The sequence below is a fragment of the Actinomadura sp. NBRC 104425 genome, assembly GCF_030269545.1.
GTDB lineage: Bacteria > Actinomycetota > Actinomycetes > Streptosporangiales > Streptosporangiaceae > Spirillospora > Spirillospora keratinilytica.
The window spans coordinates 127,506-138,775 of sequence record NZ_BSTN01000018.1; the positions used below are offsets into that span (position 1 = coordinate 127,506).

8 protein-coding genes, 1 tRNA gene and 1 CRISPR repeat array are annotated in these 11,270 nt (G+C 72.5%); of the genes, 5 read left to right on the forward strand and 4 right to left on the reverse strand.

The annotated features are described in order from the left end of the window. Window positions 1–61 precede the first annotated feature (61 nt). Window positions 62–448: an SCO5389 family protein gene (locus tag QSK22_RS24220; RefSeq protein ID WP_285496638.1), complete on the reverse strand. Its 387-nt coding sequence runs from the start codon at window positions 446–448 to the stop codon at window positions 62–64. Between the two features lie 251 nt (window positions 449–699). On the opposite strand from QSK22_RS24220, the gene QSK22_RS24225 reads away from it, so the two are divergent. Beyond that, complete coding sequence (locus QSK22_RS24225; RefSeq protein ID WP_285496639.1) at window positions 700–993, forward strand: YiaA/YiaB family inner membrane protein; 294 nt, start codon at window positions 700–702, stop codon at window positions 991–993. Window positions 994–2,036: 1,043 nt separating this feature from the next. Further along, window positions 2,037–2,612 carry a C40 family peptidase gene (locus QSK22_RS24230; protein WP_285496640.1) on the forward strand — a complete coding sequence of 192 codons (576 nt, stop codon included), beginning with the start codon at window positions 2,037–2,039 and terminating at the stop codon, window positions 2,610–2,612. Between the two features lie 318 nt (window positions 2,613–2,930). Here QSK22_RS24230 and QSK22_RS24235 read toward each other — a convergent pair whose 3' ends face one another. Continuing rightward, window positions 2,931–4,007, reverse strand: coding sequence for an alkene reductase (locus QSK22_RS24235; RefSeq protein ID WP_285496641.1), 1,077 nt, complete (start codon window positions 4,005–4,007; stop codon window positions 2,931–2,933). Window positions 4,008–4,120: 113 nt separating this feature from the next. Here QSK22_RS24235 and QSK22_RS24240 point away from each other — a divergent pair, with 113 nt between their 5' ends. Further along, entirely contained in the window at window positions 4,121–6,799 is a 2,679-nt protein-coding gene (locus QSK22_RS24240) for an ATP-binding protein (RefSeq protein WP_285496642.1), read from the forward strand. Window positions 6,800–6,945: 146 nt separating this feature from the next. Here the strand turns inward: QSK22_RS24240 and QSK22_RS24245 are convergent, their stop codons facing one another. Both QSK22_RS24245 and QSK22_RS24250 read right to left on the reverse strand, forming a co-directional pair. Further along, window positions 6,946–7,653: a dienelactone hydrolase family protein gene (locus tag QSK22_RS24245; protein ID WP_285496643.1), complete on the reverse strand. Its 708-nt coding sequence runs from the start codon at window positions 7,651–7,653 to the stop codon at window positions 6,946–6,948. Then, a complete protein-coding gene (locus QSK22_RS24250; protein ID WP_285496644.1) occupies window positions 7,650–8,039 on the reverse strand; it encodes a PaaI family thioesterase in 390 nt (129 codons plus the stop codon). The genes QSK22_RS24245 and QSK22_RS24250 overlap by 4 nt, the downstream gene beginning before the upstream one ends. Before the next feature lie 20 nt (window positions 8,040–8,059). On the opposite strand from QSK22_RS24250, the gene QSK22_RS24255 reads away from it, so the two are divergent. After that, window positions 8,060–9,397, forward strand: coding sequence for a cytochrome P450 (locus QSK22_RS24255; RefSeq protein WP_285496645.1), 1,338 nt, complete (start codon window positions 8,060–8,062; stop codon window positions 9,395–9,397). A 55-nt stretch (window positions 9,398–9,452) separates the two neighbouring features. Beyond that, window positions 9,453–9,525 (forward strand) — tRNA-Lys (locus QSK22_RS24260). A 793-nt stretch (window positions 9,526–10,318) separates the two neighbouring features. After that, a CRISPR array of direct repeats spans window positions 10,319–11,141; the repeat unit is 29 nt; unit sequence GTTCTCCCCGCGCGAGCGGGGGTGGTCCG. The last annotated feature ends 129 nt before the right edge of the window (window positions 11,142–11,270 follow it).

Here is an 11,270-nt window from a genome sequence, read left to right on the forward strand (position 1 = left end):
TGGCAGGCCTCCCGGCGGTGCCCCGGCCGGGCACCGCCGGGAGGGGCGTGCGGTGGTCGTGTCAGCAGTCGACGAGTTCCGGCGACTGGTTGAGCAGCTGTGCGCGGGGCGTGACGAACTCGGCGTGGCGGCGGGTCTCCCCCGGAGCGAACGCCGCGACGCGGTGGCAGTTCTGGAACGCCAGCCGGACACCGAAGTGGCGTTCCAGTGCACCGCGCATCGCGTCGCTGGCCAGCACGCGCAGCAGCTGGCCGCGGGAGCGCTCGTCCGGCGGCGGGGTGGTGTTGTCGGCGAAGCCGTCGGCGGACTCGCGCATCCGCGCCACGACGTCGCTGATGACCTGCCAGGCGTACGGCAGCGACCGGCGGATGCAGTCGACGAACTCCGCGTCGTCCACCTCGCCCTGCCGGGCCCGTTCCAGCAGCCGGTCGTCGACGTTGAGGGACATGACTGTCTCCCTTCGGTTACGGGTCGGAACGATCCAAGACCCAGGGTGACATGAAAACGATATTCGTTTCAACGCGAACGCGCCGGCCGGCGAATGACCGATTCCGGCCTGGTTACTGAAATGTGTCGGATATGCCCAGGTATGCGGCCGCGGGCCCGGCGCACCCCGGGGCAGATCTGAGGACCCACTTGAGTAGGTCAGTGCGCACAGGTACTCAGGCGCGGCCGCCCACCGCGCGGAACAGTGGGCGCATGAACGCGTTGCTGCAGCTCAAGGGCACGACCGCATTCTTCGTCCAGGCGATCCTGTCGTTCGCGGTGTCGCTCACCGCGGTCGCACTGGGGATCGTCTTCCTGCCGGCGCCGGTCTGGATCCGCGCCTTCCTGGCGCTCGGCATGCTCTACGTCACGACCTCGACCTTCACCCTGGCCAAGTGCGTGCGCGACCGCCAGGAGGCCGGCGCGGCGGCGGCCCGGCGCGACGCGTCGGGGCAGGTGCTGCCGCCGAACGCTCCGTACGTCGACTCTTCCGCCGCCTGGAGCTGAGGGACAGCTGAATACCGCCGCGAGTAACGCAACACTCCTCAACCGGAAGGGTCGCCGGACGCTTTGCGAAGGCCCGGCGAACGACCGAATGGAACGGCGCCCGCCACCCGGCGGGCGCCGTCGACGTGTTCGGACCGACACGGAGCGCTACCGAGTGGACCGCTCCAGACGCCCCCGCCGCCGGGCGCACCCGTCCATGCGATACGGTCCGCACGGCCACAAAGATCAACCCACTCGGCCATTGTGGGGTTTATCACAGACTGAACAAATGCCTATCGGCCAAGCAACGCCGATATCACACACAGTAAAGTGTTGCAAATTGCATTTACTTTTTCAGTGCCGTGACCAGCATGCAAGATCTCACCCCGAGGGGATGGCGCACGGCGGCCCGCTACGGAACGTAACCATCGGCGGGGGTCGGAGGCGGGGCGCCGGGGCCCTATCCGAAGCCCTACGACGCGCCCGGCGCGGACGGCAGATTTGCCTATCCGCAAGAAATGTGATTCAGATCACAATATGCGAATACCGTACTGTATTCGCGCAGGCAGAACGGCTCGGCCGGGTTCTCCCCGGACGCCTGTCCGCCCTTCCGGCCGGCCGCGGAGATTTGCCGGATATCCCGAGCCGTGGCTACCTTCGTGCCGGTTCCAGTACGCGGCACCGCTGCCGCTGCCGATAACAGAACATCCACGACGGGCGGTGGCGCCGTCCCCCATCCCGGAGGCCCCGGGAGCGCGAGCCGGTCAACGGAGACACCGGCCGCCCGGCGCCCGAACAGACCGCCGTCGAGCCGAATCCGTGTCGACCGGAGACACGGAACCGGTGCGGGCCCCGAGGCCGGTGGCGTGTCCGGCTTCCCAGGACGCGACCGCCGCCGGGCGGCCCCGGCATCCCCCATCGCGACCGCGGTGACACCGCGTGCGCGTCGGCTGCCCCGGTAGGCGTCAGGAACGAGGTCAGGAGCAGTTCTGCATACCCCCCGAACCACCCCCAGGTCCACGGCCGGCATCCGCGGCGCGTTCACCGGCGGCATCGTCCTGACCGTGACCGCCGCGCTGGGCGCCGGTCTCGTCGCGGCCGGCTCGGTGCAAGCCGCCGAGCCGCAGACCGCAGCCCAGACGACATCGCAGACGACATCGCAGACAGCAGCGCAGGCACCGTCGCGGCAGGGCGCGAAGGCCATCACCATCGCCCCCCAGACGGCGACCCTGGTGAGTGCGAAGATCTCCGCCTCCCGCAAGGCCAAGCAGAAGAAGCGCGCGGCCGCCGCCGTCAAGTACGCCTACAAGCAGATCGGCGACCCGTACCGCTACGGCGGCACCGGTCCCAAGTACTGGGACTGCTCGGGTCTGGCCGGCGGTGCCTGGCGCAAGGGCGCGGGCGTGAAGCTGCCGCGCACCACCCAGCAGATCTACCGTGCGGTCAAGTACAAGGTCTCCTGGAAGGGAGCCGTCAAGGGAGACCTGCTGTTCTTCTACTCCGGCAAGAGCCACATGGGCATTTACGTGGGCAACGGCTACATGATCCACGCGCCCAGCTCCGGCAAGCGCGTCAAGAAGGTCAAGCTGACCAGCTACTACAAGCGCAACTTCAGCGGCGCCGTCCGCCCCGGCTACTGATCGGCGGCTCCGCGTCGCCCGCGTTCCGTATCCCCCACACCCGGCCCCGTGCCCGGGGCGGTGTCACGTCGTGCGATCGGCGCGGACGCACGACCGGCACGCCGCCCCGGCGCGGGGTGCGGACCCCGCTCGGACGCGGCACGCGGGCGACGCGGCCCACGGACGGCCCTGGGCAGCTGAACCCCAGGGCGACGCAAAAGCTGAGACGGCCATGACGGGGCTCATCTCGGCTGCTCGCGGTGAGCGCTCCGGCGCCGTTGGCGACGGCGCCGGAGCGCTCACCCGTGCTCACGGCGCGACCGCGCACGCGGACCCCGGTCAGGCCCCCAGCGCCGGGTAGTCGGTGTAGCCGCGGTGGTCGCCGCCGTAGAAGGTGCCCCTGTCGGCGGTGTTGTAGGGGCCCCCGGCCTTGATGCGGGCGGGCAGGTCCGGGTTGGCCAGCCACAGCTCGCCGAAGGCCACCGCGTCGGCGACCCCGTCCCGCAGCGCCGCAACGCCATTGTCGACGGTCGCCGGGAACGCCTCCGGCGTGGGATGCGGGTTGAGGATCAGCGTGCCCGGCCACTGCGCGCGCAGCCGCTCGGTCAGCGCCCGGTCCCCCGCCTCCATGATGTGCAGGTACGCCGGGTTGTACGGGGCGACGGCGCGCAGCAGCTCGGGGTACAGGTCGGCGGTGTCGCTCTCGGAGATGTTGTTGACGGTGCCCCCCGGCGAGACGCGCAGCCCGACCCGGTCGGGGCCGATGGCGTCGGCGATGGCGGCCACCACCTCCACGGCGAAGCGGATGCGGTTCTCGATCGAGCCGCCGTAAGCGTCCGTGCGCCGGTTGGTGCCGTCGGCCAGGAACTGGTGGATCAGGTAGCCGTTGGCGCCGTGCACCTCCACCCCGTCGAAGCCGGCGTCGACGGCGTTGCGCGCGGCGGAGGCGAAGTCCGCGACCGTCTCGGCGATGTCGTCCAGCGTCATCTCGCGCGGCACCGGGTGGTCGAGCATGCCGTCCGGGGTGAAGCTCTGCAAGCCCGAGGCGATCGGCGACGGGGCCACCGGCAGGCCGCCGTCCGGGTACAGCACGGGGTGCCCGATGCGGCCGCCGTGCATGAGCTGGGCGAAGATCCGGCCGCCCTTGCCGTGCACCGCGTCGGTCACCGCACGCCACGCCTGCGTCTGCTCGGCGGAGTGCAGCCCCGGCGTCAGCATGTACCCCTGGCCGCGCATGCTCGGCTGCACGGCCTCACTGATGATCAGGCCGGCGCCGGCCCGCTGGGCGTAGTACTCGGCGGTCAGCTCGGTCACCCGTCCGTCCTCGGTGGCCCGGCTGCGGGTCATCGGGGCCATCACCAGGCGGTTGGGCAGCTCCAGCTTCCCTACGGTCACGGGCTCGAACAGCTCGTCCACGATGCTCTCCAAGAGGAATACAGGGGTCGTCGGCAGACGTCCATGAACCTATGAGCGGGCGGTACGGACCGAATCCGTAGGGTTTCGGGGTTCGCCCACGTAACTTTGGGAGCGTGTTGTACGGGCGGGAAGCGGAGCAGGCCGAGATCGACCGGCTGCTCGCCGACGCGCGCGCCGGGCGCAGCGGCGCCCTCCTCGTGCGCGGCGAGGCGGGCATCGGCAAGTCGGCACTGCTGCAGTACGCCGAGCGCACGGCGGCGGACACCGGCGACGGCGCCCCGGCGATGCGGGTGCTGCGCGCGACGGGCGTCGAGGCGGAGCAGGACCTCCCGTTCGCCGGGCTGCACCAGCTGCTGTGGCCCGTGCATGGCCGTATCGACGCGCTGCCGCCCGCCCACGCCCGGATTCTGCAGGCCCTGCTCGGGCTGGGCGCCGGCGTGGAGTGCCGGCCGGGCGACCGGTTCGGCGCCGGGCTGGCGCTGCTCACCCTGCTCGCCGACCTGGCCGACCGGCAGCCGCTGCTGTGCCTGGTGGACGACCTGCAGTGGATCGACCGCGGGACGAGCGAGGCGCTGCTGTTCGCCGCGCGGCGGCTGGCCGCCGAGGGCGTGGCGATGCTGTTCGCCACCCGCGAGGAGACCTTCGGCGGGACGGGCCTGCCCGAGCTGCGGCCGCGGCGGCTCACGCGCGCCGACGCGGGCCGGCTGCTGGCCGACCGGGGGCTGCCCGCCGCGCTGCACGACCGGGTCTTCCTCGAGTCGGCCGGCAACCCGCTGGCGCTCATCGAGTTCGCCGCCGCGGGCCGCGGGCTGCCCGACGGCGGGGTCACGCCGCTGCCGGTGGCCGACCGGGTGCTGGCCTCGTTCCGCGCGCAGATCGCCGCACTGCCCGAGCGCGCCCGGCTGATGCTGCTGATCGCGGCGGCCGAGGGACGCGGCCACATGCCGGCGCAGCTGGGCGCCGCGCAGCGGTTCGGGGTGGACCTGTCCGACCTGGCGGCGGCCGAACAGGCGCGGCTGGTGGAGGTGACGGGCGGCTCGATCACCTTCCGGCATCCGCTGGTGCGCGCCGCCGCCTACCAGGACGCCCCGTCGGCGCTGCGGGTGCAGGTGCACCGGGCGCTGGCCGAGGCGGCCGACGACCCGGGCTGCCGGGCCCGGCACCGCGCGTCGGCGGCCGTGACACCGGACAAGAGCGTCGCCGCCGACCTGGAGACCCAGGCCGCCAGGGCCGCCGAGCTGGCCGACTTCAACACCGCCGCGTCCCTGTACCGGCAGGCCGCGCGGCTCACCCCCGACCGGCCGGGGCGGGCCCGGCGGCTGCGGCACGCCGCGTCGGCCGTCCTGCGGGCGGGCAACGCCGAGGCCGCGCTGTCGCTGGCGGCGGAGGCCGAGCAGTACGCCGCCGACCCCGCCGAACGGGCGCGGCTGGCGTCCGTCCGGGCGGCGGTGGAGTTCGAACGCGGCGACCCGTGCTCGGCCGCGCGGGTGCTCGTCGAGCACGCCGCCGGAGCCGCGCCCGCCGAGGCCCAGTCGATGCTGCGCACCGCCGCCACGTACGCCTGGACGACGGGCGAGCTGTCGGGGGTGCGGAAAGTTGCCGAACGGTTGCGCGCGCTGGGCCGCCCCGACAAGGCGGTGGACGGCATGGCGCTCGTGGCCGCCGGCGACCACGCCGCCGGGCTGCCCCTGCTGACCGAGCTGATCGCCGAGGTGCGCGCCGCGGAGGCGTCGCCCTCCGCCGCCGACGCCGCCCACGCCGACCGCCGCATGGAGGCCGTGCACGCGGGCCTGGCCGTCGGCGACGACGAAGCGACGCTGAAGCTGGCCGCCGCGCACGCCGCGTACTGCCGCGCGGGCGGCCTGCTCGGCTCCCTTCCGGGCGTCCTGCGGGCCCAGGCGCAGGCGCAGGTCGCCGCCGGGCTGCACCGCGACGCCGAGAGCACCGTCGCCGAGGCGGTCGCGCTGGCCCGCGACATCGGTCTGCGGCACGGCACCGGACTGCTCCGCGAGCCGCTGGCGCGGATTGCGGCGATCGAGGGCGACGAGCAGCGGGTGCGCGAACTGCTCGCCGACGCGCCGCCCGACGCCGCCGCATACGCGCTCGGCCTGCTCGACCTCGGGCTCGGCCGGCACGCCGACGCGCTGCGCCGCTTCGAGGACGTGGCGCACCGCATGGCCGCCGCCGACGCCGACCGGGTCGAAGCGGCCGTCCGCGCGGGCGACCCGGACCGGGCGCGCCAGCCGCTGGAGCGGTTCCAGCGCTGGGCGCAGGCGGGCGGGCAGCCGTGGGCGCTGGCGGTCGCGGCCCGCTGCCGGGCCCTCCTGGACGACGCCGAAGAGCCGTTCGCCGAGGCGGTCCGCCTGCACGCCGAGCACGGCGGCAGGCCGTTCGAACGGGCCCGCACGCAACTGCTGTACGGCGAATGGCTGCGGCGGTCGCGGCGCCGCTCGGACGCCCGCGCCCCGCTGCGTTCGGCCCTGGAGACGTTCGAACGGCTGCGGGCCGCGCCGTGGGCCGAGCGGGCCCGCGCCGAGCTGCGCGCCACCGGCGACGCCGGCGCCGCGGCACCCGCCGCCGCACCCGACGTGCTCGACCGGCTGACTCCGCAGGAACGGCAGGTCGTGCGGCTCGCGGCGGACGGCGCGAGCAGCCGCGAGATCGCCGCCCAGCTCTTTTTGAGCCCACGGACCGTCGAGTACCACCTGTACAAGGCGTATCCCAAACTGGGCGTGTCGTCCCGCAGGGAACTGCCCCGGGTGCTGGCCGCAGCGGGACGAGCGGAGTCGTGACCGCAGCTTCCGGCTAGGGTGCGGCGGATGCACGCTCACCTCTCCCTGAGCGGCCGTGGTGACGCACACACATCCCGAGGCCGCCGCCCTGACCGCGTCCGGCGCCCCGCCGCCCGCCGAGTGGCCGGCGGCCACCGAAGCACTCCCTACCTGGGTCGAGCCGGAAGATGCCGCCTGAGGTGATCCTCGGTGACCGCCCAGGCGCGGGCGGCGTGCTCGGGCTGGTGGAACATCGGCGCCTTGCGGTTGTGGAAGGCGTGCCCCGCCTCCTCGAACACCTGAATGGTCGCGTTGGCCCGTCCCTCGGCGGCCTTCTCGACCTGGGCGATCTTGTCACGCGGGATGTACGGGTCGGACCCGCCGAAGATGTACAGGATCGGGCAGCTGATCCGGTCGAGCAGCTCCACGGCGTCCGGCACGCCGGACCCGTAGAACGACACGGCCGCGTCCACGTCCGCCCGGGCGGCCAGCAGATGCGTCATCGTCCCGCCGAGGCAGAACCCCAGCACCCCGACCCGGTCGGTCACCTGCGGCAGCTCCCGCAGCAGCTCCAGAGCGGCAGCCAGGTCGTCGACGCCCTTCTCGGCGTCGAAGCGCGCCCCCAGCTCGAGCGACTGCTTGACGGTCTCCTCGGTGTGCGGGACCGCCCAGCCGGGCTGCAACCGCCAGAACAGGTCGGGGGCGGCGACCACGTAACCGAGCCCGGCCAGATCCTCGGCGACCGCGCGAATGTAGTCGCTGACGCCGAAGATCTCCTGGATCAGCAGGATGCCCGGCCCGCTCCCGGCGGCCGGCACCCACACATGCAGGTCGAACGCGCCGTCGGGAACGGCAACTTTGATCGTTTTGCTCATGCGAGCAGAGCGTAGACCGTGCCAGCCGTGGCACCGCCGGCGGTCATCGTCACATCGGCGAACGCCGGCGTCCGGCCCAGCTTGGTGACCTGCACCTTCACCAGCACGTCCGTCCCGACGACGGGCCGCTGGAACGTCGGCTGCTGCACGGTCGTCATCGGCACGAACCCGCCGCGCGCCCCCGACACCGCGATCACCGTGGCGGTGTCGGCCGCCGCCATCAGCGCCTGCCCCGACAGGCCGCCGCCCTCCCGCGCCAGCCGGTCCGACCACGGCAGCCGCAGTGTGGCGCGCCCGTCCCCCACCTCCTCCACGGTGAGCCCGAGGTCCTGCACCGAGGGCGCGAAGTTGTCGCGCAGAATCCGGTCGCCGTCGGCGGGCGTCACACAACGATGACAATGGAAGGGTGCCGACGCACGAGGAGATCTTCCTTCCGGCGACCTACGCCGAGCGCGTGCCATACGCCGCGTTCCGGCGGCTGCGGGCCTCCGCCCCGGTCTGCTGGATCCCCGAACCCGCCGTCGGCCCCTGGCCTCCCGGCCCCGGCTACTGGGCGGTCTTCCGGCACGCCGACGTCAAACACGTCCTGCGGACCCCCGAGACGTTCTCCTCCCATCTGGGCGCCACCCAGATCCGCGACCCCGACACGCCCGAAGACCTCGCCTTCGTCCGGTCGATGATGCTCAACCAGGACCCGCCCGGCCACACCCGCCTGCGCCGCATCGTCGCCGCCGCCTTCACCCCGCGCGCCGTCCGCGCCCTGGAAGCCGCCATCGCCGCCCGCGCCCGCACACTGATCGCCGACGCCGCCGACCAGGACGAGATCGACTTCGTCGAGGTCGCCGCCGACCTGCCCGTCTGGACCCTCGCCCAGATCATGGGCGTCCCCGCCGAGGACCGCCGCCTGCTGTACGACTGGGCGTCCCGCGTCATCGGCTACCAGGACCCCGACCACGCCGGCCTGTCCACCGCCGACCGGACACCCCTCACCCCGCTCGGCCGCGCCGCCCTGACACACCGCCCCCGCTCCCTGACCGGCCCCGACGGCCGCCCGATGAACCCTTGCTCCCGCGCCGCCCTGGCCGACATGTTCGCCTACGCCCACGCCCTCGCCGACGTCAAACGGCGCCACCCCGGCGAGGACATCATGTCCCGCATGCTCGCGGGCGGCCTCACCCGCCCGGAGTTCGAGAACATGTTCTTCCTGTTCGCCGTGGCGGGCAACGAGACCCTCCGCAACGCCATCCCCGGCGCCCTGCTCACCCTCCTGGACCACCCCGCCGAGTTCCGCCGCCTCCGCGACAACCCCTCCCACCTGCCCACCGCCATCGAGGAGATGCTCCGCCACTGGCCCCCGGTGATGAACTTCCGCCGCACCGCCACCCGCGAGACCGTCCTGCGCGGCGTCCGCATCCGCGCCGGCGACAAGGTCGTCGCCTACCACGCCTCGGCCAACCGCGACGAGACCGTCTTCCCCGACCCGGACCGCTTCGACATCACCCGCACCCCCAACGACCACGTCAGCTTCGGCTTCGGCCCCCACTACTGCCTGGGCGCCCACCTGGCCCGCACCCAGATGCGCGCCGTCTTCACCGAACTCCTCCACCTAGACGTCGAACGCACCGGCACCCCCGTCCGCCTCGCGTCCAACTTCCAGAACGGCCTCAAGCACCTCCCCGTGCGCCTCACCCGACCCCATGGCCATACTCGGATGCGAGTACCAACATCGCCCTCTAGACTCTGATCGGAAAGGACTACCACCCACGAAGGCCGGTGAGAACCACACCACACCATCCCCAGGGTCGCTAGCTCAATTGGCAGAGCTCCGGACTTTTAATCCGTAGGTTGTGGGTTCGAGTCCCACGCGACCCACCCAGTCTGACCAGGGCAAACGCGAGAATGCCCCGGTATGCCCGCCGTCGCCTTCACCCCGGTTCGTCCCCGTGTCGGCTCCATGTTGGCTCGCGGACACGAACCCAGACATCACCGAGCCCCCATACCCCCACCTCGCCCCACGCCCCTCACAGATGCAGCAACATCAGCGAACCAGGCGCCACCAGCAGACGATGACTGCACCCAGGGGCGACCATGTTCCCGACATGGGCCCGCGGATCTTGACGCCCAGCAAGACGGTGCCGCACCGCCAGACACAGACACAGTCGGCGTTCAAAGCGGGCACCCTCGATACGGGTTGCCGCCGTTCAAAGGGCGTAGACGGCATGGCCACCGCCACCCCTGCACGCAGGAGAAGGAAGCAGGCCAAGTGGGCTGTTCAACAAACCGGTCGACGACGCACCATGAACGGACGATGCGCACCTGAGCGTGCCCGGCGTGCCCGGCGATCAGTACGCGGACGCCGGACGCCATCTCGCGACGGCAGCCCCCAGACACAGCCGACGAAACCCCAGTCGAAGAGTCGAAGACGGCAGCCGATGGCGGTCCGCCGGCCCCGCCGCGTCAGCGAACCACCCCCCCCCCCGCCCGCGCGGGGAGAACTGCGCCACGTTCACCTGCGCTCACGGCCACAACCTCCCAAGGCAACCGCACCACAGCCACCGACACGATCCCTGCCGCGCCTAAACTGCCTCCATGCCCGACCGGCCACCGGCACACCACACAAGGTCACAAAACGATAACGCCGTCGCTTAGCACCAGCTCAGCAAGTGTTCTCCCCGCGCGAGCGGGGGTGGTCCGTGCGTGTGCGGCGCTGCGGAGTCGGCGTTACCGTTCTCCCCGCGCGAGCGGGGGTGGTCCGTCGGGCAGCCACGAGCGGACGAGCTGTCCGCCGTTCTCCCCGCGCGAGCGGGGGTGGTCCGGGGGCCAAGGCGAGCAACGAGCACGTGCAGACGTTCTCCCCGCGCGAGCGGGGGTGGTCCGTCAACCCGCTGTACTTCTCGATCACCGACACCGTTCTCCCCGCGCGAGCGGGGGTGGTCCGTCGCCCCGCCAGTAGGTGTCGTGCGCGTTTGTGTTCTCCCCGCGCGAGCGGGGGTGGTCCGTCTAATGGGCCGCGCCTCTTTCGCCCCGGGCAGTTCTCCCCGCGCGAGCGGGGGTGGTCCGGTTGTCGAGGGTCCAGGAACCTCCCTCGGCAAGTTCTCCCCGCGCGAGCGGGGGTGGTCCGCGGTTGACCAGGCCGCCTGCCATGTCGGAGTCGTTCTCCCCGCGCGAGCGGGGGTGGTCCGGCCCGCGAGCTGATCGAGCAGGGCGGCATCGTGTTCTCCCCGCGCGAGCGGGGGTGGTCCGGTTCTTCGGGCAGCGGGCGGCCGGTGGGACGGGTTCTCCCCGCGCGAGCGGGGGTGGTCCGAGTGACCGACCTGGATGACCTGTACGTACGCTGTTCTCCCCGCGCGAGCGGGGGTGGTCCGCCGTGCAGGGCCTCGATGATGTGCAGCCGGTCGTTTTCCCCCGCGCGAGCGGGGGTGGTCCGCAGCACGGCATCGAGTCCACGATCCGGCTCAGGTTCTCCCCGCGCGAGCAGGGGTGGTCCGGCACGCGGGTAGACGGGCATGGAAGGGGGCAGCCCTGCACAGGGCTGCCCCGGGTTGTCGACTGTGTTCCACCTCGGACTGCGGCGCGGTGCCTTCAGTACACGCGCGGCAAAGGGGCTTCTGAGTCAG